The following is a 26232-nucleotide window of genomic DNA, read 5'->3' on the forward strand; positions in this document are numbered from 1 at the left end:
GCCGTCAAGCCGCAACTGTCGGCGCCTTTTGGCGCCGCGCGTAAGCGTAGAGCGCAGCCACCGCACAGGAGGCCATCCGTGCCCGCGGAGAATCCGCGCGCGAGGTCAGGACGACGGGCACCCGGGCGCCGAGCACGATGCCGGCGCCGTCCGCCTTGGCGAAATACGCCAGGTTCTTGGCCAGCATATTGCCCGACTCCAGATCCGGAACCATGAGGATCTGGGCCCTGCCGGCAACTTCGGACGTGATGCCCTTGATCCGCGCAGCCTCGGGGTCAATGGCATTGTCGAAGGCCAACGGACCGTCGAGCAAGCCGCCGGCAATCTGGCCGCGATCGGCCATCTTGCAGAGCGCTGCGGCCTCGATCGTCGAGGGGATTTTCGATGTCACCGTCTCGACCGCAGACAGGATTGCAACCCGCGGAGTCTTGCCGAAGCCGGCGTCGTTGAAGAGATCGATCGCGTTCTGGATGATGTCACGCTTGGCGTCGAGATCGGGGAAGATGTTGATGGCGGCATCCGTCACAAAGATGGTCTCGGCATAGGCGGGTACGTCCATGACGAAGACATGGCTGATACGCCGGTCGGTCCGCAGGCCGCCAACCTTGGCCGTCACCGCTCGCATCAGCTCGTCGGTATGCAGGCTGCCTTTCATCAGCAGCTCGCCCCGCGCGGCATGGATTAGCTCGACGCCCTTGGCCGCGGCATCATCGCTATGAGCGGCATCGACGATCTCGAAGCCGGATACGTCGAGATCGAATCTGGCGGCGGTATCCTTGATCTTCCGCTCCGGTCCAACCAGGATTGGCCGAATGATGCCGGCGCTCGCGCTATCGACGGCGCCGCGCAGCGAGGTTTCGTCACAGGGGTGCACGACCACGGTCGGCGTCGGCGGCGCGGCCCTGGCCGCCGCTATCAAGCGATCATACTTGCTGCCGGATTTAACGTCCGTTGCCTCAGTCAACATCCTGTCACTCCCGCTTCCGCCAATGCGCGTCACGACGCTTTGGCCTTGGGGTCGAAAGGGGCGACGTTTGACGTCCACTCTTTTTCCCCTTCCAGCCCAAACAACTCGGCAACTTGCCTCAGGCGGTTGGCGCGCTCGCCGGTAAGGTCTTCGCTTGCCGATAGCACCTCGCGCATCGCGACGAAGGCCGCGCGACGCTGGTTCATGTCGTCAGGCAACAGCTTGGGGATGGCCGCGAGCGAGGCACCGCGATCGAGCAGCAGCATGAAGAACTGCTCGCGCACCAGCATCTTGAACTCGGCGAGCGTCATCCGCGGGCCGGCTTGGTCACGCCGGACCCGCCGCAGCGCCTCGATGCTGCGTTCGTCGACCATGCCACGCGCCGATCCGACATAGAGCAGCGCCCGGATCGCCGCCTCGCGCAGGCCGCCCTCCTCGATGTGTGACTTCAGCTCGGCAATTCGCTTCGCGAGCATCGCCTGATGCTCGGCGGACATCTCGCGGCGGCGGGACGGTACCGAGTTAGGATCAATGCCTACGGCGGCCTGAAGCAGCGGCGAGCCATAGACGTTCAGGAAGATTGTCTCGCTCAGCGCTTCCTGCGCATCACGCCAGCTATCCAGCGCATGGACGATCTGCTTGGACATCTGCTCCTGGAACGCCAGGAACGGATTGTCTTTCGATACCGGCTTACGCTTATCCTCGACCCGATCGGCAGCCGCCTTGATCGTGGACATCCAGGGATTTTGGCTGCTGAAGAGCTCATATTGCAGACGGAGCGGATGCATATTGCGCGCCGATTCCGCGAGCTGCGGCGTCACCATGCCCTTCACGAAGGGCCGCAAGAACTTCTGATAAGCCGCGAGATTGAGCTCCGAGACGCGCTTGGCAGCAGCAAATCGCCGCTCATCCTCTGGAGAATTGCCGCCCATCGCTCGGATGTCGTCCAGCGTTCGTGCTTCGCAACGCATCACCCATTGCCCTGCTGCAAGATCGGCGTTGAGTGTCTCGTTACCGCGGGCCTCGAAAGTGGCCTCATAGAGCCCAGGCGGCAGCACGTCGATAAGGTCAATATTGCTGGAGAATTCCGCGTGCTCCTTCTTGGCCACCCCTCCGGACACGAAGATGCCGAGATGACCGATGCTCTCATGAACGGTGTACACGATGGTTTGGCCGTAGGCCCTGATCTCGTCGACACTGGAATAGCAATCCAGGATCCAGCCCAGCGCTTGCTGAGGCGGGGTGACGTTATCACCCTGGGAGCAGAAAACGACGATCGGCGAGCGGATGTTGCGCAGATCGACTTTCTGCCCGTCTGACATCTCGATCCGGCCTGCGGCAAGATTGTTGCCTATGAACAGCTCATCGACGATGAACTGGATCTCCTCGGCATTGAGGTTGACGTGCCCACCCCACCAGCGCTCGAAGTCGAGGTAACGTTCTGCCTCGGAATCGACCTTGGAATAGACGTTGTACTGCTTGGTCCAGAGCGTATTCGAGGGGTTCTGGTTCTCGAAATTCTGTACCAGCCAGGCACCGTCGAACTTGCCAGCGCCGAGATCACTCGTCAGCGCGGTGAGCCAGCTTCCGCCCAACAGGCCGCCAGAATATCGCATCGGATATTTGCCGTGCACGCCTGCCCAATAGGCAAGCGGCGCGCCGGCGATGATAAGAGGGCCAAATAGCTCAGGTCGCAACGATGCCAGAATCATGACGGCCCAGCCGGCCTGGCAATTGCCGATCACGCAGGGCTTGCCGTCCGCTTCCGGATGGCGGTCGATGACGGTCTCGATGAATTTCGCTTCCGCCCGCGCGATGCGCTCGATGGTCTGGCCGGGCACGGGCTCGGGCAGGAACCCGATGAAGTAGCAGGGATGTCCCGCTCTCATCGCGACGCCGATCTCGCTGTCCGCCTTGAAGCCGCCGATTCCGGGACCGTGGCCGGCGCGCGGATCGACCACGACGAATGGCCGCCGGCTCATGTCGATTTCGACGTCCTTGGGCGGAACGATGCGCACCAGCGCATAGTTGACCGGCTCATCAAGCTTCCGGCCATCCGTGATCAATTCAGCGGCATATTGCAGAACATGCGGCGCGGTTTGCGCGACATGCTCGCGATACTGATCGCCGCGCTGACGCATGATGTCCAAAAAGAGGACGCTGCGCTGTCCTGCATCGACCATGTATTCCACGGCCGAAGCGACCAACCCAGACAGCGGGCCATCGGGGAGCTTTAGATTTTCAATCGCCATGTTCGACCTCATCGTCGCGCAAGGCATTCAAGCGGCGCCGCCATCGCCGAGACGTTGATTTAAGTCAACGGTCAGCGACAAGCTGCGCAGGCGGCACCGCCCGGTCGATGCGGACCCAGGCCGCTGCGAGTTCCCAGGCGACCGAGAGAATGATCGGTCCGATGAACAGACCGATGATCCCATGCGCGAGCGTGCCACCGATCACTCCGATCAGAATGACGAGCGCCGGCGTGGAGAGGCCCCGTCCCATGACCAGCGGCTTCAGGATGTTGTCGAGAAGACCGACGATGACGAGAAATACGGTCAGGAGCAGCGCCGTGGTGACGTCCTTGTCCATCCAGATCCAGATGACGACCGGAATGAGGACGATCGCCGCACCGAGCTGCACGATCGACAGCAGCAGAACAATGACGGCGAGCAGCCCCGCGCTCGGGATGGCCGCAAGCTTGAATCCGATGCCGGCGAGCAGCGCCTGAATAATGGCGACGCCGATGACGCCTTGCGACACCGCCCGGATGGTCCCAGCCGCCAGCTCGAGGAAATGTTCGCTCTGTTCCGGCACGATTCGGAACAGGAAGCCGCGGATCGCACTGACGAGCTGCGGACCATATGGAAAGAGAAATCCGGCGACCAGCACCGACATCAGGAATTTCAGCGTGCCGAGGCCAGCGCTGCCTGCGAATGACAGCATCATGCCGGCAATCGGCTTCAGATATGGCGCAACCTCGCGCACGGCCGCGCGGATGTTGGTGTAGGCCTGATTCCAGAGATCGTAGAGCTGCGGCCCGACCAGCGGCCAGTCCTTGATCCGCTCCGGCGCCGCCTGCAGCACGAGATCGCCGCTGCCGAGTTGCCCTGCGAGCTCCCTGACCCCGTCAACCGCACTGAGGCCGAGCCAGGCCGCCGGACCGATGACGATGCCGAGCATGGTGAAGGTGAGGAGCACCGCCGCTGTCCGCGGGCGGCCGCCCAGACATTTCGCGAGCCAGCTGAAGACCGGATAGAACGCCACGGCAAGCACCGCGCTCCAGGTCAGGATCGGCACGAAGGGACGGATGATCAGGAGCGTCCACAGGATCAGCAGCGCAAGCAAGCCGAGCCGGATCACGAGCTGAACGACGTCGCTGGTGGAAAAAAGTTGGCGAAGTGTCTTCAAGGTCTGAGGCCTGCGCCCGGCTGATTGGCTCCATGCGGAAAGCCTAGCGGCCGGACCGGGACTGCAGGCTTGATCCAAATCAACCAGCAAAGGACTGAAGGCGGCCTGATGGGACGGGTGCCGTGGTCACGTAGCGGCTCAACAATTGCGACGCGAACGCATGTCGAATGCAGCAAATTACGCGCGAAACGAACAGCTCCGCGACGGTACGGCCGTGGAGATCCGTGCTCTCCGGCCAGATGACGAGGCCGCCATGCTGGCGGCGCTTGGCGAGGTAGGCACACAGTCCCTCCAGCGCCGCTTCTTCATGCTAAAACGTCATTTCTCCGAGAAGGAGCGCGCCTATTTCGTCGACGTCGACTTCAAGAACCATGTGGCGCTGGTCGCGTGCGTGGCGAATGCAGGTCGGAGCACCATCGTGGGCGGCGCGCGATATGTCGCAGCCGGCCCGGGCTGCGCCGAGACGGCCTTCATGGTGATCGACGCCTGGCAAGGACGCGGCATCGGCGGACTGCTGCTGCGTCACCTGACCAGCCTTGCCCGCGAAGCCGGGCTGAAGGAACTGACCGCGGAAGTGCTGCCGGACAACACTGCGATGCTCAGGGTCCTTGGCAGATTTGGGTTCGAACGCGCAGAACGCCGCGAACCTGATACGGTTCATATGGTACTGACGCTGACCTGATAGAAGCTCTCGGACGACGCCTCAAGCTCACGCAAAACACTGCCGCCTTCTGATACATGTAGCTCGGCAACAAGGGCTTACCGGTTCAAAGATCCGCTCCCTTTACACCGCGCAAAAAAAGCGACGCCCCTTGAGGAGCGCCGCGCGAATGTTCTTCGTGACTGCCTCTAGCTCAGTACCCGCAGGACGCGCATCCCATCTGCACCGGGGCGTAATAGGAATAGCCTGGCGAGACCATCTGGACGCGCTGGCGCGTGGCGTATTGCGGGGGGATGCGCTCGTACTGAACGCTCGGCGGCGCGACCATCACGGTCTGCGGGACCATCACGGTGCGGTACTGCGCGGGCGTGCGGTGCGCGACGACGGAGCCCGGGGAGACCATCACGGTCTCGTCGACGGTGCGGTATTGCGGGGCGACGTATTGCTGCTGATAGCAGGTCTGGCACGGCGGCGGCGCGTAGCAATTGTAGCAGCCGGCGGAGGCTGCGCCCGTCATGGAAATCGCGGCGACGGCAGTGGAAAAAACGACGGCGAGAGTACGAGACATTGCGGTGGTGCCCCAGTTGCCCAAAATGGATTTGCGAAGGTCGCGCGAGTATACGCCGCAAAATCCAGGGCTGCCGAACTTCGTCGGGGCATCCTTAATGCGAACGGCCGATCGCGGCCGATCGGTAAGAACTCATTGACCACGCGCATTAACGCGAAAGGCGCTCATCCGCCTCCGTCAAGCTCGAGCTTTCAGCGCCTCGCCGCTCTTTCCAAAAACTCCAGCAGCGAGGGATCAGTCTCCTCGAATTCGACAAAGCGGCGGCGGAGCTCGTCCGCTATTTCGGCGGTGGCATCTCGTGACCATCCTTCCGCGGTATTGAAGGCCACGACACGTGCCGGATGGAGATATTGCCCCTCGACGAGATGTCTGAGCAGGGTCGCCCGATTGGCGTCCTCCTCGGCAGTTTCACACCAGGCGCGGCCGAGCCGCCGGCCGAAATCATCGAGCACGAGATAGACGTCCCGGTCTGTCGTCATGTGCGGCACGAGCGATGGAGATTGACTCATGGCTTACTCCGCTAATGGCATCCGGACTGTTGCGGAGGATACGGCGACCGCCTGGCCGGATTCGGAAAAATGGATTTCGGCTATTCTTCTTAGGATTGCACGATTAAATAAAAAAACAACGAAAATAAATAAAAATTAAATAGCAAAGTGAGCACAAATACACTAAATTCACAGGGCCTGGCGGGCGAGCCCGCGCGTCGGGTGCCCACTTCGCAAAGCGGCTCTCGCCTCCACCCCCCAATAGCCCACACCCCAGGAGGCGGGGGCCGTTTCTTTGCGACCCCGTCCCGGCTTCATTTGTCTGTTCTGCAAAGCGCATCTGCGCGCTCGCGGGGGACCGCGAGCGCTTCGGAGGAAGCGACTCCCGCCTGAGGCGTGTCGAGGCGTTATTTCGGACGCCGCTTCACCTCGCGCACGGCACCGCGCGCGGCGCTGGTGGTGAGCGCGGCGTAGGCCTGCAGCGCGGTCGAGACGTTGCGCTTGCGCGCAGCCGGCTGCCAGGCGGCATCGCCCTTCGCCTCTTCCGCGGCGCGGCGCTTGGCGAGTTCCTCGTCGGAGACCTCTAAGCTGATGCTGCGGTTCGGGATGTCGATCGCGATGCGGTCGCCGGTGCGCACCAGGCCGATGTTGCCGCCCTCGGCGGCTTCCGGCGACAGATGGCCGATCGACAGGCCCGACGAGCCGCCGGAGAAGCGGCCGTCGGTGACGAGCGCGCAGGCTTTGCCGAGGCCCATCGATTTCAGGTAGCTCGTGGGATAGAGCATCTCCTGCATGCCGGGGCCGCCGCGCGGACCTTCGTAGATGATGACCACGATCTCGCCGGCGACGACCTTGCCGCCCAGGATGCCCTCGACGGCGGCGTCCTGGCTTTCGAACACGCGCGCGGGGCCTGAGAATTTCAGGATCGAGGCGTCGACACCGGCGGTCTTCACGATGCAGCCGTCCTGCGCGAGGTTGCCGTAGAGCACGGCGAGGCCGCCGTCCTTGCTGAAGGCGTGCTCGAGGTCGCGCACCACGCCCTTCTCGCGGTCGGCATCGAGCTCGTCGTAGCGGCGCTCCTGGCTGAAGGCGACCTGGGTCGGGATGCCGCCGGGCGAAGCGCGGAAGAAGGTGCGGACCGCTTCGCTCTTGGAGCGCTTGATGTCCCAGCGTTCCAGCGCGTCGTTCATGGTCGGCGCGTGCACGGTCGAGACCGAGGTGTCGATCAGGCCGGCGCGGTCGAGCTCGCCCAGAATGCCCATGATGCCGCCGGCACGATGCACGTCCTCGACATGCACGTCGGCGACCGACGGCGCGACCTTGCACAGCACGGGCACGCGGCGAGAAAGCCGGTCGATGTCCTTCATGGTGAATTCCACCTGCCCTTCGTGGGCGGCGGCGAGCAGATGCAGCACGGTATTGGTCGAGCCGCCCATGGCGATGTCGAGCGTCATCGCGTTCTCGAACGCCTTGAAGTTGGCGACGTTGCGCGGCAGCACCGAAGCATCGTCCTGCTCGTAGTAGCGGCGGACGAGATCGACGATGGTGTGGCCGGCCTCGACGAACAGGCGCTTGCGATCGGCATGGGTTGCGACCACAGTGCCGTTGCCGGGCAGTGCAAGACCAAGCGCCTCGGTCAGGCAGTTCATCGAATTGGCGGTGAACATGCCCGAGCAGGAGCCGCAGGTCGGGCACGCCGAGCGCTCGATCACCTTGACGTCGTCGTCGCTGACCTTGGAGTCGGCCGCAGCCACCATGGCGTCGATGAGGTCGACGGCCTTGGTCTTGCCCTGCAGCTTGACCTTGCCGGCTTCCATCGGGCCGCCCGAGACGAACACGGCGGGGATGTTGAGCCGCAGCGCGGCCATCAGCATGCCGGGGGTGATCTTGTCGCAGTTGGAGATGCAGACGAGGCCGTCGGCGCAATGCGCGTTGGCCATGTACTCGACACTGTCGGCGATCAGCTCGCGCGACGGCAGGCTGTAGAGCATGCCGTCATGGCCCATGGCGATGCCGTCATCGACCGCGATGGTGTTGAATTCCTTGGCGACGCCGCCGGCCTGCTCGATCTCGCGCGCCACGAGCTGGCCGAGGTCCTTGAGATGGACGTGGCCGGGCACGAACTGGGTGAAGGAGTTGACGACCGCGATGATCGGCTTGCCGAAATCGGCGTCCTTCATGCCGGTCGCGCGCCAGAGGCCGCGGGCACCCGCCATGTTGCGGCCGTGGGTGGTGGTGCGGGAGCGATAGGCTGGCATGGCGGTTTCCGTCCTCGGTTTGACCGGCCGGGCGGGAAAATTTGGTGCCGCCTCAGGCCTTTGTGGCCGGATAGCGCACGCGGGGAACGCGCGCAACGGGAACTTGGGGCGGACAGGGCTCCCCTGCTCCCGGCGCGGGGTCTCTCACGTGCCCCGGACGCAGCGCAGCGTCTCTTCGACGGTGCGCTGCAGAGCCGGGGCCCATGTGGCAGCGAGTGCTCGGCCTCTGGGTCCCGGCTCGCGCTTCGCGCGTCCGGGACACGAGAACGTCCTACTGCAGCGTCGGATCGAGCCGGTCGCGCAGCCAGTCGCCGATCACTGAAACCGCCAGCGTGGTCACCACGATGGTGGTCGCCGGGGCCAGCATGATCCAGGGCGCCCGAGTCAGATATTCGCGGCCGTAGCCGACCATGTTGCCGAGGCTGGTCATCGGCGGCTGCACGCCCAGGCCAAGGAAGGACAGCCCCGACTCCATCAGGATCACCTCGGGGAAAACAAGCGTGGTCGAGACGATCAGGGTCGAGGCGATGTTCGGCAGGATGTGCCGGAGGTAAATCCGGGGCGGCGTTGCGCCTAACTGGCGGACCGCGGCGGCGTAGCCTTGCGCATTGGCGGAGATGGCAAGGCCGCGGGCGATGCGGGCATAGCGCTCCCAGCCGAATAGTCCCATCAGGCCAATCAGCAGCGGCAGCGAATTGCCGAAGAAGGCGAGCACCGCGAGCGCCATGATCAGGAACGGCATGCTGGCCTGGAAGTCGGTCAGCATCAGCACGAGCTGCTCGACGGCCCCTCGGAAATGCGCGGCGAGGAAGCCGAGCGTGGTGCCGACCACTGCCGAGATCGCCGTCGCGCCGAAGGCAATCAGCAGCGAGATCCGGATGGAGACGAGCAGCCGCGACAGCACGTCCCGGCCGAGCTCATCTGTGCCCAGCCAATGCGCGGCATTGCCGGGAGCTGCGAGCCGATTACGCAGGTCGAGCTGGGTGAAGCCGTAGGGCGCGATCTTCTCGGCAAAGGCTGCAACGACCAGCATCGCGACGATCCAGGTCACCGCGAGCACGACCGAGACCGGGATCGCCGGCAGGCTGATGCGGCGGCGGACGGCGGTATCCTTCAGCGTCGCGTCGGTCATGCGTGCGCTCCTTTCGCGCGCAGCCGCGGGTCGAGGAAGCCGTAGAGGAAGTCGACGATCAAATTGGACGTGACCATGGTCATCGCGACCAGCAGCAGGATGCATTGCACGACGGCGAGGTCGCGATTGGCGACCGCAACAACGAGAAGCCGCCCTACTCCCGGCCAGGCAAACACGCTCTCGACCACGACCGCGCCCGCGATCAGCGTGCCCACCATGAAGCCGAGAATGGTGACGGTCGGGATCGCCGCGTTCGGCAGGGCGTGCGACGTCACCACCCTGCGCCACGGCAGGCCCTTTGCGGATGCGGTGCGGATATAGGGCTGGCCCAGCACCTCCAGCATCGCGCTGCGGGTGAATCGCGCCAGCACGGCCGCGCCGCCGAGGCTCAGCGTTGCGATGGGCAGGATCGCGTGGCGCCAACTGTCCTGCCCGCCCGAGGGCAGCCAGCCGAGCTGCACGGCGAAAACCAGTACCAGCAGCAGCGCAAGGACAAAACTCGGCACGGTGAAGCCGGCGACCGCCGTCATCATGACGGCGCGGTCGATTGCGGAGCCCCGATGCAGCGCGGCGTAGATGCCGGCGGGAACACCGAGCGCGACCTTGAAGGCGAAGGCCGGCAAGGTCAGCGCCAGCGTCGCCGGAATCCGCTCCAGCACCAGCTCGATCGCGGGGCGCCCGTCACGCATGGAGCGGCCGAGCTCGCCCTTGGCGATGGCACCGAAGTAATCGAGATACTGAAACCAGATGGGATCATCGAGACCCCAGGCCTTGCGGAACGCCGCGAGCACCTCGGGCGGCGCCTCGGGTCCCAAAATCATCAGCGCAGGATCGCCCGACAGACGCAGCACGACGAAGGCGAAGGTAACGACGAGCACGATCGTGAGCGCCGCGCGTCCGATGCGGATGGCGAAATACCGCCCCATCACGCCGCGTCCCGTGTCTCGGCGCCCGTGACGAGATGGCAGGCGACCTGCCTGTTGCCGCCGACGGCCGCAAGCGCCGGCACCTCGCGCGCACAGCGCGCGATCGCACGCGGGCAGCGCGGATGGAAGGCGCAGCCTTGCGGTCGCGCGGCCGGATTGGGCGGATCGCCCGCGAGCACGATGCGGCCTGCGCTGCGGCGGCCGGGCGCGGGCGAGGCGGAGACCAGCGCCTGGGTATAAGGATGCTCGGGGCGCGCGAACAGATCGTCCGCGCTGCCGATCTCAACGATGCGGCCGAGATACATCACGGCGACGACATTGCTGATTTGCCTGACGACGCGCAGATCGTGGCTGATGAACAGCAAGGTGAGCGAGAGCTGGGCCTGGAGGTCGGCAAGCAAATTCACCACCTGCGCCTGGATCGAGACGTCGAGCGCGCTGACCGGCTCGTCGCAGACCAGGAAATCGGGCTTTGTGGCGAGCGCCCGCGCCAGCACGATGCGCTGACGCTGGCCTCCGGACAGCGCGCCCGGATAACGCGCGCCATGCGCAGGCGTCAGCTCGACGGCGCGCAGCAATTCGCGGACGCGCTCCTCGCGCGCGCCGGGCGAGCCGAGGCCGTGAATGTCGAGGGGCTCTCGGATTTGCGCCGCGACCGGCAAACGCCGGTCCAGTGCGCCCAGCGGGTCCTGGAAGATCATCTGCATGCGTGCCCGCTGCGCGCGCCAGGCCGCCGTGCCCGGCGCCGCCATCGGCTTGCCGTCGAACCTCACCTCGCCGCTATCGGGCGGCTCCAGGCCGAGCACGATACGCCCGGTGGTGGACTTGCCCGAGCCGGACTCGCCGACGAGGCCGAGCGTTTGCCCTTTGGGAATCGTGAGCGACACGCCATCAACGGCACGGACCGCCGTGCTGCGGCCGAACATGCCGGAGCGCATCGAATAACTGCGCGAGATTTCGGACACCTCGACGAGCGGCGGGCTCATTCGGCGGCGATCCCGAGCAGCGCGCGGCGCGAAGCTTCGGCGCGGATACAGGCAACAGCGCGGCCGTCCGCGATCGGCGCCAAGGTCGGCGCGGCACGGCTACACGGCTCGGACACCAGCGTACAACGCGGCGCAAAGGCGCAGCCATCAGGCATCATCGCGGGATCGGGCACGGTGCCGGGAATGGCGGTGAGACGGCGGCGTGGTCCGTCGAGCGGCGGCAATGCGCCGATCAGGCCCTGGGCATAGGGATGCACGGGATCGGCGAAAAGCTGATTGCTGGGGGCCTGCTCGACGATGCGGCCGGCATACATCACCGCGACGCGGTCGCAATTCTCCGCGACGACGCCGAGATCGTGGCTGATCAGCACCATCGCCATGCCGAGCTCGCGGCGAACCGTCGAGAGCAGCTCCAGGATCTGCGCCTGAATGGTGGCATCGAGCGCCGTGGTCGGCTCGTCCGCGATCAGGAGGTCCGGATTTCCGGCGAGCGCCATCGCGATCATGATGCGCTGGACCTGGCCGCCGGAGAACTCGTGCGGATAGGCCTCCAGCCGCCGGCCAGCATCGGGAATGCCGACGAGATCGAGCAGCCGTCGCGCCTCCGCCTTCACGGCGTTGCCTTGGAGATCGCGATGCAGCGACAGCGCTTCGCAGAGCTGCTTGCGGATGGTCAAGACCGGGTTGAGCGCACTCGCCGGATCCTGGAAGATCATGGCGACGCGCCCGCCCCTGACCTGGTCGAGCTCGGCGGCCGGCGCGCCGAGGATCTCGCGTCCGTCGAGCCGCACCGAGCCCGAGACCTTGGCGTGCCGCGGCAACAGCCCGAGCGCGGCAAGCCACGTCACCGACTTGCCCGATCCGGACTCGCCGACGAGGCCGAGAGCCTCGCCCTTGCCAAGAGCGATATCGACACCACGCAGGACCGGCACGCCGCTGAAGGCGACGCTCAGGCCTGCAATGCTGACCAGCGGCGACACCTCAGGCCTCGAAATTGCCGGCGCGGAAATCCATCGCGAACGCCGGTGACGCCTTCCACTTGATCGACTTCGGCTTGGCCGTGAACGTCGCGTTCTGGTGCAGCACCGTGTAAGCGGGGTCTTCGCGCTCGGCGATCTCCAGCATGCGGCGGAACGCCTTCTTGCGGGCGGCACGGTCGATCGAGGTCTCCAGGAACTCCGAGAGCTTGTTCAGCTCGACATTGGTCCACTCGCCGATCTGCTGCTGCTGACCGTTCGGGCCGTGCTGGGCGACCAGCGAGGAGACCGGATCGTTGAAGGCGGCGGAGTTCGACCAATCGCGCACGGCGCGTGTGGGCGCGCGCTCCATGATCTGCGACCAGTTCTCCTTGGTCTCGATCTGGACGTTGAGGCCGACCGACTTCCACATTTCCACCAGCACCTGCGCGGTCGCGACCTGGTTGGTGTAGTAATTGTTGAGCAGGCGATACGGGATCGGATCGCCCTTGTAATTGGCCTGCTTGAGCAGATCCTGCGCGAGCTTCGGATCATAGGCCGGCACGCTCCAGTCGGCGTTGAACATGTCGCCGTAGAACTCCCACTGCAGCCCCTTCGGCACGAGGGTGCGGCCGGCCCACAGGCTGTCGACAATGGCCTGGCGGTCGATCGCGTGGGTGAGGGCGCGCCGCACCAAGGGATTGGCGAGCTGGGCGTGGTTCTTGTCGAACACGGTCAGGCGGTGGTTGAGGATGGTGCCGCCCTGCACTTCGAACGCGGCGTTCTTCTCGATGCCGGCGATCTGGTCCGGCGGGATGTCGCAGGCGAATTGGTATTCGCCCGAGAGCAGTCCGTTGATGCGGCTGGCAACCTCCGGCACTTCCAGGAAGCGGATGCGCTTGAGCGGCGGACGACCGCCCCAATATTCGTCATGCGCTTCGAGGGTCAGCGAAACGTCGGGCTTGAGCTCGACGACCCTGTAGGGGCCGGTCGTGACCGGCTTGCGCGCCCAGTCGAGATAGCTCGCGGATTCGTCCCAGGCGCGGCGGTTCATGATGTCGGAGCCGTAGCGCGACAGCCGGCCTTCGATCGTGACGTCGGGCGTCGCGTTGTAGAAGCGCACGGTGTATTTATCGACGGCATCGACGCGCACGAGGTCCGGCCAGATGCGGCGGGCAACGGCCGGCACGTCCGGCGGCAATTCCTTGCCCGGACGCGGCGTCGGGATCTTCTCGAAGGCCTGGATGGTTGAGCGGCTCTTGGCCTCGGTCTCGCCGAACATGCGCTCGCGGCTGAAGGTGAAGACGACGTCTTCGGCGGTGAGCTCGTCGCCGTTGTGGAACTTGACGCCCTGGCGCAGCTTCACCTCGACGGTCTGGTCGTCGATGCGGCGCCATTCGGTGGCAAGGCCGGGCACGGCCTCGAGGTTGCCGCGCCAGTTCTTGGAGATCAGGCCTTCCCAGATCGAGGAGAAGAATACGCGCTCGCCGACATTGGACTGCTCGCGCAGCACGTCGAGCACGTTCGCATTCGTCACCTTCTGCACGGCGATCGTCACCGACGGACGGTTGTCGCCCTGCGCGATGGCAAAACGCGGCAGCAGCAGCGTGCTTGCGGCAGCGCCGCCGGCTTTCAGGATGGTGCGACGGGTGAATTTGCTCATGGCGGTAGCCCCAGATGATGCGGTTATTCGGCGAGACCGAGCGCCGCGAGATGGGCTGCGCCGGCGCGGACGTCGTCGTGGTTGCGGAGTTCGAGGATCAGCCGCGGGTTGGAATTCAGCCGTCCCAGGGCGCGGAACACGGCGACCCAGGGGATGTTGCCTTCGCCCGGCGCCCAGTGCCGGTCGGCAAAGCCGTCGGTGTCCTGGAGATGCACATGGGTCAGCATGTCGCCGGCGGTCTCGACGTAATAGTCGACCGGCGGCGCACCGGTGGAGATGTGGGCGTAGTTCGCATGCCCGGTGTCGAGCGAGACGCGGACCTTGGCACTTTCGAGCGCCCTGGCGAGACGGACGCGGTCGCGCGGATCCTTGTCCTCGATGTTCTCGATGACGATCTCGCAGCCGATGGTCTCGGCGCGGGCTATCACCTCGGCGAGCGTCGCCTTGACGCGTTCGACGAGATTGCCGCGATTGTCAGGATAGAGATCGAGATTGTTGTGATCCCAGGTCGTGAACGGCGAATGGATCACCATCTGCGTCGCCCCGAGGAACTCGGCGGCATCGAGGCCCTGGAGCAGGCGCTTGGTCACGGCCTGGCGGATCATCGGATCGTGGCTGTCGATCTTGAAGCCCCAGAACGGACCGTGGATGCCGAGTCGGCCGGTATGGCCCGACAGCATCTGCTTGATCTCGCCCGCCGTGCTGCGCCAATCGCTGTCGAGAAGATCGGCGCGGAAGAAATCCTGGATTTCGAGATCGCGCTGCCGGTCGAGGAGCCAGTCGCGATGCGCGGGGATCGATTTGATGGACAATGCGGCGCCCAGCACCGGCTTCGACATGGCTTGCTCCTTCGCCGTCAGCGATGACGGGAGCAGCGCTAGACCAGTTCAATGACAGGCCCGTGAAATCGAGGTTGCGCGGCGCCGAGGAGATGTGGACATCCTGCCGATCGTGTGCCGCGGACAGGCAACAGCGATCAGACCACCGATGCAGAACGGGCACATGGCAAGCGGTATCTATGTCCGTAGTGATCCGGAATGGAATCCTATGGCGATGTCACGTACATCGCGTGCATCGATCGGCGGCCACTTCCACGGGCATCACCCTCTGATCGCGCTACATGGGGTTGGGGGACCACATGGGGCGGGGGATTGAAGGCTGGGGCAAGGTGACGAGGTCCGGACTCCTAGGCACTCCGGACCTCGAAACTTTCAGATTGAACACAGCAACGCGCCGTCCGGTTGGGGCATCCGGGCGGCGCGTTGTCGTTTCAGCGTCGTCTTTCGATCAGCGCGTTTGCGGCTCGATCGTCACCGTGCAATCGCCCTGCCCCTGCGTCGCGACCACGATATTGCCGGCGGCCGCCCCAAGGGCGACCGGTGCGGACGAGCTGCCATCCGGCATCTGAACCGTCACGCTCAGCGAATCCGTGCGCGCGGTCGAGCCGACAGTTGACGGCTCTGCCTGGGCGACATTGCCCGACGCATCACGCCGCATGATCTGACAATTCACGCTATTGCTCGTTGCGCTGCCAGCGGCTGCCACGTTAGACGAGGCCGCGCCGCCCATCTGCGCGCGGGCTCGCGACGGATCGCGCGGCACCTGGCTGACGATGCGATGCGTCCGCGGCTCCACGATGACGACGTCATCGTCGGTCGCGAAATACTCGTAATCCCGATATTGGGGCTCGATCGTGACGATCTCCGGCGGCAGCCGGTAGAGACGCACGCGCGGCGGGATCGTCTCCCCCACCCGGATCGAGATGTTCAGGTTGCGCTCGGGTTGCGCCAACCGCGCACGACTCACCGTTTCAGACATCCGCACCTGCTTCTCGGTGGTCACGCTGGTCTGCTGACCAACCTGCGTGTTGGTCTGGGTGGTCTGATTGGCTTGATTGGTTTGCGTGCCGGAAGGCGCGGTTTGCGCATTGTTGGTCGGAGCTGCGCGGTTCGTGTCCGTCGCGGTGGCCGGCCGGTTGTTCTGTTGCGCCGGCTGTTGCTCGGCCGCATTGCGCGGAGGCTGGTTCTGCTCTTTCTGGTTGGCCGCAGCTCCCGTCCGCTCGTTCTGCTGGCCAGCCGGGCCGGTCTTGGATTTCTCGGACTCGGCGGTTGATTTCTGCGGCGCAGACTTGTCCTGCTTCGTCTCGGCGCTGCTCTTGCCGGTCTCGCGACCTTGTTTCGCCGTGTCGGCTTCACGGTTGCGATCTCGCGATGGCTCGCGAGACTCCTGGGCCTGCTCTTTCGCATTGGGCTGGCCGCGTTCAGCGGCGGTGCCCGGTCGTCCCTTCTCTTCCTCCGCACGGCGGCCTCCGCCTTTCTCCTCGCGGCCGGCGCCCTGCACCTTCTCCTGGGCGCCCTGGGCGCGCTCTTGGACCCGTTCTTGAGCTGCACCACCACCGCGCTGGGGCGCGGCGCCTTTCGCCGGTTCCTCGGTCCGTTTTGGCTCGTCTCTGAGCTCACCGGGCGCCTGGGCGTAGGCGATGCCGGACGCGAGCATGAGCCCGACGGCCGCAGTCGATAACATCAAGTGTTGACGCATGGTCCCTCTCCTCGACAATTCGCAATAACAGACGCGAACGCTCAGTGGGTGCGAAGGTTCCTGAGCAGGAACGAGGGCCGATCACGCGGATTTACATCGCGTCCTTCAATGTGAGGCGGGCCGTGAATGTCACGCTGGTCTTGCCGACCAGTGCCATGCCTTCGACCTCGGCGCCGCCGGCGGAGTAGTCGCCCGAGAAGCCGCAGGTGACCTCCCTGCCGCCGAACGCAAGCGTCCTGCCGACCGCTTCGGTGTGCTGATTGACGATCATGTCGCCCCGCCACTTGCCGTTCCGGAAGGTGTAGGTGCCGGTGTAGTAGAAATAGCTGTCGCCGCCCATGATGCGTCCGTCACACAGCACGACGACGCCCCTCGCCTGCCCGCGCTTGCCGTCGCGCATCTCGATGTCGAAGATGTAGAGGCCGTTGACGACCCTGGCCTCTTCCGCTTCCGCTCCATCCCCTGCCGACATCAGATCATCTCCCCAACGATCCGCCGCTTCGATCAGTTCGGCACGTTCCGCTCGAGATCCTCGAGCCAAGCCGCCGCGCTCGAATCCGACGGCGCGCGCCAGTCGCCGCGGGGCGACAACGAGCCGCCCGCCGAGACCTTCGGGCCGTTCGGCATCGCCGAGCGCTTGAACTGGCTGAAGGCGAAGAAGCGGCGCAGGAACACCTCGAGCCAGCGGCGGATGTCCTTGAGATCATAGGCCTTGCGCCGGTCGCTCGGGAATGCCGGCGGCCATTCGCCCTTGGCGACGTCCTTCCACGCGTGCTGCGCCATGAAGGCGATCTTGGACGGACGCATGCCGAACCGCAGCGTGTAGAACAGGTTGAAATCCTGCAGCTCGTAAGGGCCGACGGATGCTTCGGTGCTCTGCGGCTTCTGGCCGGGCTCGACCGGCACCAGCTCGGGCGAGATCTCGGCGGCCAGGATCGAGCCAAGCGTCCGGTTGACGTCGTCGCTGAACTGCTTCGATGAGATCACCCAGCGGATCAGGTGCTGGATCAGTGTCTTCGGCACGCCGGCATTGACGTTGTAATGTGCCATCTGGTCGCCGACGCCATAGGTGCACCAGCCGAGCGCGAGCTCGGAGAGATCGCCGGTTCCGATGACGATGCCGCCGTGATGGTTGGCGAGCCGGAACAGGTAATCCGTACGAAGGCCCGCCTGCACGTTCTCGAAGGTGACATCGTAGACCTTCTGGCCGTTGCCGAAGGGATGGCCGATATCCTTCAGCATCTGCGTCGCGGTGGTGCGGATATCGAGCTCCTGCCAACTCGTCTGCAACGCCTGCATCAGCGCCAAAGCATGGGTCTTGCTTTCACTGCCGGTGGCAAAGCCCGGCATGGTGTAGGCCAGGATGTTTTCGCGCGGCAGGCCGAGCAGGTCGACTGCCTTGGCGGCGACGATCAGTGCATGGGTGGAATCAAGCCCGCCCGACACGCCGATCACGACGCGCTTGGTGCCGGTCGCGCGCATGCGCTGCACGAGGCCGGCGACCTGGATGTTGTAGGCCTCGTAGCAATCCTGCTCGAGCAAGCTTTCGTCGCTCGGCACGAACGGAAAGCGCTCGACCTTGCGCAGGAAGCCGATGTCGGCGGCCGGCGGCTTCAGGGCGAATGTCACTTTGCGGAAAAACGCCTCGCGCTGCCGGCGGTTGTCATCGAACGTCCCCATCGAGGCACGTTCCTGCCTGAGCAGATCGAGATCGACGTCGGCCAGCGTGATCTGGCCGCCCTGGCGGAACCGCTCGCCCTCGGCGAGCAGCACGCCGTTCTCGTAGATCGAGGTCTGGCCATCCCAGGAAAGATCCGTGGTCGATTCCCCGGCCCCAGCGGCCGAATAGACGTACGCCGCGAGGCAGCGCGCCGATGTCGATTGGCACAGAAGCGCGCGCGAGCGCGCCCGGCCGATCGTGATCGGGCTGCCCGAGAGATTGATCAGCACGCTCGCGCCCGCAAGCGCCAGCTCCGAGGCCGGCGTCACCGGAATCCACATGTCCTCGCAGATCTCGACGCCGATGGTGAGGCCCGGAACGTCCTCGGCCGCAAACAAGAGGTCAACGCCGAACGGCGCATGCAGCCCGCCGAACGCGATCGTCTCTCCGACCATGCCGGCGCCGGAGGCGAAATGCCGCCCTTCGTAGAATTCGCGGTAGGTGGGCAGGTACGTCTTCGGCACCACGCCGAGGATGTTGCCGCGGTGAATGACGACGGCACAATTGTAGATGCGATGCCCAAAGCGCAGCGGCGCTCCGACGATCAGGACCGTCATCAGTCCCGCGGAGGCCTCGACGAGGCCTACGAGGCCGCGCTCGACCGCATCGAGCAGCGGATCCTGCTTGACCAGGTCTTCGATCGCATAGCCGGACAGGCACAGCTCGGGAAACACCGCGACCGCCACCGACTGCTCATGGCAGGCATTGGCCGCCGCCAGCACGGCCTTCGCGTTGGCCGAGGGATCGGCGACATGGGACGTGGTGACACAGGCCGCCACGCGCGCAAATCCGTGGGCGTAGATCGAGTGGAAAGTCATCGAGCGCAGTACCCTTAATCTCTTCGCTGCCGAAGCCGTCAGCTCCAGACCCTATGTAGCCCATCGACCCGGTCCCGTGCAGGCCATCCGCCGTCATGCATAACGGATTTGCGCCGCGGTCTGCCCAGCGCCATCTGCCCAGCGCCCTTGGCGGGCTCAGGCGCTGCGGGCCAGCACGCCGGACAGATCGTCGCGCAGCCACGCCGCGATCCGCGGCCAGGCGTGCGCGTGGGTGCGCGCGCCCATGAACAGGCCGAGGTGATTGCTCGGCTCGGAAGCCGCTGCAATGAGGGCCGGCGCCGTGCCGACGAGACCGGCTGTGGCGAGCGCCTGTGCAGCCGGCACGACCTCGTCGTCGAGCCCGGCCAGCAGGAAGACCGGCGCCTTGACGTCCTTCGGATCGATCCTGCGGCCAAGAGCGACGAAACTGCTGGCGGCGATCTGGTTCTCCCGGAAAATCCGGTTGACGATCTCCAGATAATATTTGCCCGGCAGATCGAGCGTCTCGGCGTTCCAGCGGTCGAACCGCGCGAGCAGCGCCGCGCCCTCCTCGTCCGACAGGTCTCTCTGCAACGCCGTTACGATGTCGTCGCGGTCCGGCGCCTTGGACCAGAAGCGCAGCATCTCCTCGCCGCGGACATTGCCGCCGCCGCGTGCGACGAGCTGGTCGTAGACCATCTCGGGCGCGTTGCGGGTGAGCCGGCACAACGAGGACTCGATCGACAGATCCACGGGAGCGCCGACCAGCACCAGCCGCCGCACCTTGGCCGGAAAGCGCGCCGCATAAAGCAGCGACAGCCAGCCGCCCTGGCACAAGCCGACCAGATCGACCGGCGCGCCGATCTCATCGATGGCGACGTTGAGATCGCCGAGATAGCTGTCGATCGAGAGATTGCGCATATCCGGCGTCGCCGACCGCCAGTCGGTGAGATAGACCCGGTCGATGCCGCGGGTTTGCAGCGACTGCACCACACTGTGGCCGGGGGCGAAATCGGCGATCAGGGCACGATGCAGCGCATAGGGCGCGCAGACCAGCGTCGGCTGACCGGACCGCGCCTGCGAGCAATCGCGCAGGCGCATGGTCGTGAGCTCCAGCGCGACGGTGCTCGGGGTCGTCCAGGGCAGAGTGCTATCGTCCTGCTCCGCCGGACCGCGCTCCAGCCACCAGAAGCAGCTGTCCATAGCGAGGCGCGCCGCTGCAAACGGCCACAGCAACGGGTCGTCCGGGACGGGTCCTTGCGCGCCGCTCTGTTTGCCGGCCTGCTTCACCATGGCTATCTCACGATTGTCACAGGAACGCCTCGAGGCTCACGATGGAGATGCCGAGGTCGCGAAAACTCCGATGGGCCGCGGCGACCGAGCCGTCGAGATCGATGCCGCGGCAGGCGTCCTCGATGACGGCAACCTCGAACCCTGCCTTGCGGGCATCCTCCGCCGAGAAGCGAACGCAGAAATCCAGCGCGAGGCCGGCGACGAACACGGTCTTCAGCTCGCGTTCGCGCAAATATCCAAGGAGGCCCGTCGGCGTCCGCTGGTCGTTCTCGAACAGCGCCGAATAGGAATCGATGCCACGGCGAAAGCCCTTGCGCACCACGAGGCTCGCCCTGACCACGTCGAGATCGCGATGGAACTCCGCACCCGAGGTACCCTGCACGCAGTGCGCCGGCCAGAGCACCTGGGTGCCGTAGTCGAGCTCGATGGTCTGGAACGGCTGCTTGCCCGCATGGTTCGGCGCGAACGAGACGTGGTCGCGCGGATGCCAGTCCTGGGTCAGCACCATATTGGCGAATTTTTGGGCGATTCGGTTGATGGCAGGGACGACCTTCTCGCCGCCGGGAACGGCAAGCGCTCCGCCGGTGCAGAAATCGTTCTGCACGTCGATCACCAGCAGCACGTCGCGGTCGGAAATCTTCATCGCCGGTCTCATTCGATGTGCCCGGCGCGCCGGCGCCGGACAAGTCCCCTGAGTGTCGGCCTTCCTGCACAGCTTCGCAACCGCCCACGCCGTACGAAGCCCCGCGCGAATTGGTCATGGGAAGACCGCCATGATGCAACGGTTTGGCCTCGTCCGTGTTGACTAGGCGCACCCAAGGGCGGATTCTCGCACTGTCCGTGACTGCGCGGATCGGGTCGAAGGACTGGAGGACAGGGTTGTCGTGCCGCAAGGCGGCGGCGGCCACGAAGTCATGAATATCGGCAAGACAGGACAGATACTTCTCGCCGATATCGGCGGCACCAATGCGCGCTTCGCGCTGATCCGGAGCGAATTGGGCCACGGCGAGCTGGGTGGCGAGTTGGGCAACGGCGACCAGACCGGACCGATCGATTATGTGAAGGTCGCCGACTTCCCGACCGTCCGGGAAGCCATCGCGGACGTGCTGGCGCGCCGGTCCGGCGGCGAGCAACCGCAAAGAGCCGTGCTGGCCGTGGCGGGTCCCGTCACCAACAACCGCTGCGTCATGACCAACAGTCCCTGGGTCATCGACGGCAACGAGCTGCAGCCGGCTCTCGGCTTCGACAGCGTCCATGTGCTCAACGATTTCGAGGTGGTGGCCTGGTCCCTGCCCGCCTTGCGGCCTGCCGATCTGATCCCGCTCGGCGGACAGGATGGCCTGCCCGGAGAGCCGTGGCTGGTGGTCGGCCCCGGAACCGGCTTTGGCGTCTCCTGTCTGGTCGAACGCCATGGCGCGCGCCTCGCCGTCGTCACCGAAGCAGGACATGCGACCCTGCCGGCGGAGAACGAGCGCGAGGAACGTGTGATTGCGTGCTTGCGCCGACGCCTTGGCCACGTCTCCATCGAGCGTGGCGCGCTCTCGGGTTCCGGGCTGCAAAACCTCTACGAGGCCTTGGCCGAGGTTGACGGCGCCCAGGTGCCGCATCGCGACGCCGCCGCCATCACCAAGGCCGCGCTGGAGGACAGTTGTCCCGTCAGCCGCGCAACGCTGGAGATGTTTTGCGCCATCCTTGGGTCGGTCGCCGGCAATCTCGCGGTGACGTTCGGTGCCCGCGGCGGTGTCTACGTCGCCGGCGGAATCGTGCCGCGCTTCCCCGAGTTCCTTCTCGCCTCTGCGTTCCGGGCGCGCTTCGAAGCAAAGGGGCGCTTCCAGGACTACCTGCGCAACATCCCGACCAAGCTCGTGACCAAGCCAGACGCGAGTTTCGTCGGCTTGAAGATGTTCGCCGATTCCAATCCAAACTGAAGTCGGTCGTCCTCCCTGCTCATGGTTCCATTAATACACAGCTGATTGCCGCGCACGCGCGGTTCCACGAAGGAACGTGCTTGCCTGCGTGTTCCGGATGAGAAACAATCCTGCCGTGTGTTTGTGTGTGGCGTAGTTGCGGGGGCGTGACATGCGTAAGCAGGATTTGGGTTTCGACTACCACCGCTATCATCGCCTGCTGAGCGAGGCGGATGACGAAGACAAGCGGCTTGCGCTGATCGACCTTCTGATCGAGGAAAAGGCCCGAGACCGGCTGGCCGCCCAGCGCGCTTCCGACCGCGCGGCCATGACGGCCCACACCATTGCCAGGGTGCTGAAGAACGGCCGCAACTGAGACTTGCAATCCATCACGGCGGCTGCGAATGCGAGATTTGTTTGCGTTTCCGTTAACGATGCCTCGCAATCCGACGTCAAACTTTTTGCTCTAAGGGTTCCCTCACCTGATGCAATTCAGGGTCAACAAGGGGGCAATGAACATGAGCATGATTTCGATCGCCGCGATGCCGGCCGTCGTCGAAACGCGTTTCGCCGATTCGTCCTTCAAGACCATCTTGCTGGTCTGCTGCACGGGCCTGGTCGCCTCGTTCGGCCTGATGGCGTACGGCATCGACCTCGGCGCTGGCCTGATGTGAGACCGTGACAGATTCCCTCGCCAAATGGCCGCCCCTGACGGGCGGCCATTTTCGTTGGGCTATCTCAGTGCGGCGTCGTCGCCGTCACTCAGTGCGGCGTCTTCGCCGTTACCGGTGCGGTGCCTTGCCGTCACTTAGTGCGGCGCTTTGACCGGGGCTCCCGGAAACATGGAATCGATCATCGCCTTGAGCTGATCCATTGCGATCGGCTTGCGCAGGATCGGTCTGCGCCGGAGCAAGGACGGCAGCAGTTCCGGACCGTACCCCGTGGCGAACATGAACGGCTTTCCGCGACGTTCAATCAGGTCGGCGACGGGATCGACGTAGACGCCCATCAGATTGATGTCGAGGATGGCCATATCGTATTGCGCGGTCATGGCGAACGCGCTCGCGTCCCGGACATTGTCCGCTTCCGCGACGACGTGGTGGCCGAGTTCCACCACCATGTCGGCGATCATCATCCGGATCAACGCCTCGTCTTCGACCAGGAAAACGGAGAGTCCGTCCGCCATATCAACCCCGCAGTCAGCTTGCCAAACTAATCATAACTCAATTGCGGAGAAGATTCACGAATTCGTGGAGGGCGCCGTTAATTCACACGCGCCCGATCCGATTCAACTTGATCAATCCAATCCTCGCTCGTGGCTCAGCCGCACCATCTCCTGAATGAAGACCTGCCTCTGCTTGTCATCGAGGCTCGAAAACAGCGGCTCAGCGGCGTCGGCGACATTGCGCTGGTCGGCGGCGCGGTCAATCAGGAACTGCGCCTCGTTGCGCATCTGCTCGATAATGTCGTCGGGCGGATCCCGCTTGGCGCGCGCAACCCGCAAGTTGAGCCGCTCTGCACCATTATGCCCAAGGTAGTGCATTGCGCTCGAGAAGCCGTACCAGTGCTTCTCCTGATCAGCCGTAAGGTTCAGCTGAGTCTTGATCCGCTCGATATAGGAATCGCTGTTGGCGACGATCTGCTCGGCGGTCTGCTGCGGCGCGCCGGTCTGGGTGAGGACGGTGACATCCTTATTGTCCTTGCCCTGCGGTGCGTTCTTGGCCTCCTTGCTCGCCTTGGCGCCCTTGCCTGCTTTGGCGCCCTTTGCATCCTTGTCCTTGGCATCCTTGTCCTTGGCCGCGCCCTGTTGCTTGGCGTCTTTGCCTGCATCCTTGGCGGCCGGGGCCTGATTGCCATTGTTGTTGCCGACGCCGAGCACGCCGGTGAAAACGCCGACCACGCCGCCGATTGCACCGCCGAGCACGCCACCGACGGGACCAGCCGCCTTGTTTCCGGCCGCCGCGCCGTCCTGAACGCCTTTGACCAAGCCTTGAGCTTGGGCCACCGCGGCCGCACCGAGCAGCAGCGTAAGTACGGCCCCCAGCGCGAGCCATCGCCGCATGTGAAGCCGCGCAGACGGCGCCGGGTTGATCATTCTCGTCTCCATCGTCGATCTGACTGGCCTGTTGGGGCGGAGTCACCCGCCAGCTGCAACTCTATCGTTTCCGCCGCGTCGCGGTCCAGACGAGGCTGAATGCTGTCCACGCCCGAAAAGTCTTTCGCGCGAAGCGGTTATGCAGGCTTATTCGAAACTGCGGCGTAATTGCGCACGGATCGTTCCAGGCCGGTTCTCGCGAAGTGTGCGTCGCAAAACAAGCGATCGCAGCTCACCGCCGGCACAGCGCTGCCGCGTTCGAGGACGCAACGTTAGTTCTAGGCGCAAGCCGTTCGGCTTTCTCGACAGACGCGGTCAATCATGATCTGATCGCGCTACCAATTTGCTGCGGCTTGCGTGAATTGTTCACTTGGGCCGACGGCATCAATAAGAAAATCCAACAACAAGAACTCGGAAAAGAAGTTTTAGAGGAAACTCCAACAACAAACACCCAGGCGAGGAAACGAGATGTCACGCAAGACACTGACGCGACGTCAATTTGTGGCTGCCACTGCAATGTCCTCCGCGGCGCTGATCGCAGCGCCCTATGTCCGGGGCGCTTACGCCGCCGGCAAGCTCTCGATCGGCTTCTGGGACCATTGGGTGCCGGGCGCTAACAAGGCCTCGACCGATCTCGTCAATGAATGGGCCGCGAAGGAGAAGGTCGAAGTCTCCATCGACTACATCACCAGCAACAACAAGAAGATCGAGCTGACCGCTGCGGCCGAAGCCCAGGCCAAGTCCGGTCACGACATCCTGCAGATGCCAAGCTGGTGGCCGCAGGCCTATTCCGAGAATCTCGAGCCGCTCAACGACGTCATGGAGCCGCTCCTCAAGCAGAACGGTGAGGTGAACGGCACCGTCAAATATCTCGGTCAGTCGGGCGGCAAATGGCTCGCGGTGCCCGCGACACCCGGTAGCCAGATCAAGGGCCCCTGCTCCCGCATCGATCTGATGAAGAAGCATGCCGGCATCGACGTGCAGGAGATGTATCCGGCCGGCGGCCCGCCCAAGGTCGAGAACTGGACCATGGAGACCTTCCTGAAGGCTGCCGAGGCTTGCCACAAGGCCGGCGTTCCGTTCGGCATCGGTCTCGGCGAGACCACCGACAGCGTGGACACCGCCGGCGCGATCTTCCAGTCGTTCGGCGCCGAGCTCGTCAACGCCAAGGGCGACATCACGGTGAAGACCGATCAGGTTCGCCAGGCCATGGAGTTCTACAAGAAGCTGATCGCCTTCCTGCCGCCGGATGCGCCGTCCTGGGACGACGCGTCGAACAACAAATGGCTGATCTCCGGCCGCGGCGCGATGATCCTCAATCCGCCGAGCGCCTGGGCCGTCGCCAAGCGCGATGCGCCGCAGGTTGCCGAGCAGTGCTGGACGCACGGCTTCCCGTCCGGTCCGAAGGGCCGGTTCGCACCGTACCTGCCCTACTTCTGGGGTGTCTGGAGCTTCGGCAAGAACAAGGAGGTGGCCAAGAGCCTGCTCGTTCACATGTCCTCGCCGTCGTCGATCGAGAAGTTCGTCGCGGTCAGCGGCGGCTACGACTTGCCGGCCTACGCCAACATGACCAAGCTCAAGACATGGGCCGAGGAAGGACCGCCGCAGGGAACGCTGTTTCACTATCCCGATCCCTACAAGCATCAGACGCTGTCGATCGCGGCCTCCCCGGCACCGCCCAAGATCGCGCAGCAGATCTATTTCCAGGCGACGCTGACCAAGATGGCGCTGCGTTTTGCGCGCGGCGAGACCATGGATCAGGCCCTCGCCTGGGCCGAGGGCGAGTGCGAAGGCTTCATGCGGAGCTAGCCGGGGTGTGCCGGGCGGTTCACGCCATCTGCGTGAGCCGCCTGCATCCCGTCATCGGAT

24 protein-coding genes are annotated in these 26232 nt (G+C 64.8%); 5 read left to right on the forward strand and 19 right to left on the reverse strand.

What is annotated here, in order from left to right; all coding sequences use genetic code 11:
• Positions 1 to 4: 4 nt before the first annotated feature.
• From RAD04_RS24525 to RAD04_RS24535, 3 genes are all read right to left on the reverse strand, one after another.
• Complete coding sequence (locus RAD04_RS24525; protein ID WP_461625830.1) at positions 5 to 1045, reverse strand: phosphate acetyltransferase; 1041 nt, start codon at positions 1043 to 1045, stop codon at positions 5 to 7.
• Positions 997 to 3219: a DUF3141 domain-containing protein gene (locus RAD04_RS24530; protein ID WP_461625831.1), complete on the reverse strand. Its 2223-nt coding sequence runs from the start codon at positions 3217 to 3219 to the stop codon at positions 997 to 999. The genes RAD04_RS24525 and RAD04_RS24530 overlap by 49 nt, the downstream gene beginning before the upstream one ends.
• A gap of 64 nt (positions 3220 to 3283) precedes the next feature.
• Positions 3284 to 4375: an AI-2E family transporter gene (locus RAD04_RS24535; RefSeq protein WP_461625832.1), complete on the reverse strand. Its 1092-nt coding sequence runs from the start codon at positions 4373 to 4375 to the stop codon at positions 3284 to 3286.
• A 160-nt stretch (positions 4376 to 4535) separates the two neighbouring features.
• Between RAD04_RS24535 and RAD04_RS24540 the strand changes: the two genes are divergently transcribed.
• Positions 4536 to 5057, forward strand: coding sequence for a GNAT family N-acetyltransferase (locus RAD04_RS24540; protein ID WP_461625947.1), 522 nt, complete (start codon positions 4536 to 4538; stop codon positions 5055 to 5057).
• A 172-nt stretch (positions 5058 to 5229) separates the two neighbouring features.
• Here RAD04_RS24540 and RAD04_RS24545 read toward each other — a convergent pair whose 3' ends face one another.
• The 14 genes from RAD04_RS24545 to pncA form a co-directional block, all read right to left on the reverse strand.
• Entirely contained in the window at positions 5230 to 5553 is a 324-nt protein-coding gene (locus tag RAD04_RS24545) for a hypothetical protein (RefSeq protein ID WP_091963737.1), read from the reverse strand.
• 242 nt (positions 5554 to 5795) lie between these two features.
• On the reverse strand, positions 5796 to 6113 hold the full coding sequence (locus RAD04_RS24550) for a hypothetical protein (protein ID WP_028144607.1): 318 nt from the start codon (positions 6111 to 6113) through the stop codon (positions 5796 to 5798).
• 386 nt (positions 6114 to 6499) lie between these two features.
• Positions 6500 to 8350, reverse strand: coding sequence for a dihydroxy-acid dehydratase (ilvD, locus tag RAD04_RS24555; protein WP_461618781.1), 1851 nt, complete (start codon positions 8348 to 8350; stop codon positions 6500 to 6502).
• Positions 8351 to 8621: 271 nt separating this feature from the next.
• On the reverse strand, positions 8622 to 9482 hold the full coding sequence (locus tag RAD04_RS24560) for an ABC transporter permease (protein ID WP_461625833.1): 861 nt from the start codon (positions 9480 to 9482) through the stop codon (positions 8622 to 8624).
• Complete coding sequence (locus RAD04_RS24565; RefSeq protein ID WP_461625834.1) at positions 9479 to 10408, reverse strand: ABC transporter permease; 930 nt, start codon at positions 10406 to 10408, stop codon at positions 9479 to 9481. Before RAD04_RS24565 ends, RAD04_RS24560 begins: the two co-directional genes overlap by 4 nt.
• The gene (locus RAD04_RS24570; protein WP_461625835.1) at positions 10408 to 11394 is read right to left on the reverse strand and encodes an ABC transporter ATP-binding protein; all 987 of its coding nucleotides are present in this window, start codon (positions 11392 to 11394) and stop codon (positions 10408 to 10410) included. Before RAD04_RS24570 ends, RAD04_RS24565 begins: the two co-directional genes overlap by 1 nt.
• Positions 11391 to 12374: an ABC transporter ATP-binding protein gene (locus RAD04_RS24575; protein WP_461625836.1), complete on the reverse strand. Its 984-nt coding sequence runs from the start codon at positions 12372 to 12374 to the stop codon at positions 11391 to 11393. The genes RAD04_RS24570 and RAD04_RS24575 overlap by 4 nt, the downstream gene beginning before the upstream one ends.
• A 1-nt stretch (position 12375) precedes the next feature.
• The gene (locus RAD04_RS24580; protein WP_461625837.1) at positions 12376 to 14013 is read right to left on the reverse strand and encodes an ABC transporter substrate-binding protein; all 1638 of its coding nucleotides are present in this window, start codon (positions 14011 to 14013) and stop codon (positions 12376 to 12378) included.
• 23 nt (positions 14014 to 14036) lie between these two features.
• The gene (locus RAD04_RS24585) at positions 14037 to 14852 is read right to left on the reverse strand and encodes a sugar phosphate isomerase/epimerase family protein (protein WP_461618787.1); all 816 of its coding nucleotides are present in this window, start codon (positions 14850 to 14852) and stop codon (positions 14037 to 14039) included.
• A gap of 448 nt (positions 14853 to 15300) precedes the next feature.
• Positions 15301 to 16551, reverse strand: coding sequence for a DUF1236 domain-containing protein (locus RAD04_RS24590; RefSeq protein WP_461625838.1), 1251 nt, complete (start codon positions 16549 to 16551; stop codon positions 15301 to 15303).
• Between the two features lie 91 nt (positions 16552 to 16642).
• Entirely contained in the window at positions 16643 to 17023 is a 381-nt protein-coding gene (locus tag RAD04_RS24595) for a GrlR family regulatory protein (protein ID WP_271591386.1), read from the reverse strand.
• A gap of 32 nt (positions 17024 to 17055) precedes the next feature.
• The gene (locus RAD04_RS24600; protein ID WP_461625839.1) at positions 17056 to 19089 is read right to left on the reverse strand and encodes an NAD(+) synthase; all 2034 of its coding nucleotides are present in this window, start codon (positions 19087 to 19089) and stop codon (positions 17056 to 17058) included.
• Between the two features lie 156 nt (positions 19090 to 19245).
• Entirely contained in the window at positions 19246 to 20361 is a 1116-nt protein-coding gene (locus RAD04_RS24605; RefSeq protein ID WP_461625840.1) for an alpha/beta fold hydrolase, read from the reverse strand.
• A 16-nt stretch (positions 20362 to 20377) separates the two neighbouring features.
• Positions 20378 to 21016, reverse strand: coding sequence for a bifunctional nicotinamidase/pyrazinamidase (pncA, locus tag RAD04_RS24610; RefSeq protein ID WP_461625841.1), 639 nt, complete (start codon positions 21014 to 21016; stop codon positions 20378 to 20380).
• A gap of 259 nt (positions 21017 to 21275) precedes the next feature.
• On the opposite strand from pncA, the gene glk reads away from it, so the two are divergent.
• From glk to RAD04_RS24625, 3 genes are all read left to right on the forward strand, one after another.
• Positions 21276 to 22289, forward strand: coding sequence for a glucokinase (gene glk / locus RAD04_RS24615; RefSeq protein WP_461625948.1), 1014 nt, complete (start codon positions 21276 to 21278; stop codon positions 22287 to 22289).
• Positions 22290 to 22440: 151 nt separating this feature from the next.
• Positions 22441 to 22644, forward strand: a complete 204-nt coding sequence (locus RAD04_RS24620) for a hypothetical protein (RefSeq protein WP_028136378.1) — start codon at positions 22441 to 22443, stop codon at positions 22642 to 22644.
• Between the two features lie 142 nt (positions 22645 to 22786).
• Positions 22787 to 22942 carry a hypothetical protein gene (locus tag RAD04_RS24625; protein ID WP_461625842.1) on the forward strand — a complete coding sequence of 52 codons (156 nt, stop codon included), beginning with the start codon at positions 22787 to 22789 and terminating at the stop codon, positions 22940 to 22942.
• Between the two features lie 134 nt (positions 22943 to 23076).
• Here RAD04_RS24625 and RAD04_RS24630 read toward each other — a convergent pair whose 3' ends face one another.
• Positions 23077 to 23454: a response regulator gene (locus tag RAD04_RS24630; protein ID WP_028144593.1), complete on the reverse strand. Its 378-nt coding sequence runs from the start codon at positions 23452 to 23454 to the stop codon at positions 23077 to 23079.
• A gap of 111 nt (positions 23455 to 23565) precedes the next feature.
• Complete coding sequence (locus RAD04_RS24635) at positions 23566 to 24363, reverse strand: Spy/CpxP family protein refolding chaperone (protein WP_461625843.1); 798 nt, start codon at positions 24361 to 24363, stop codon at positions 23566 to 23568.
• 468 nt (positions 24364 to 24831) lie between these two features.
• Here RAD04_RS24635 and RAD04_RS24640 point away from each other — a divergent pair, with 468 nt between their 5' ends.
• Positions 24832 to 26172 (forward strand): ABC transporter substrate-binding protein, encoded by a 1341-nt coding sequence (locus RAD04_RS24640; protein ID WP_461625844.1) that lies wholly within the window; start codon positions 24832 to 24834, stop codon positions 26170 to 26172.
• The last annotated feature ends 60 nt before the right edge of the window (positions 26173 to 26232 follow it).

It is taken from the genome of Bradyrhizobium sp. 25ACV (assembly GCF_054863005.1).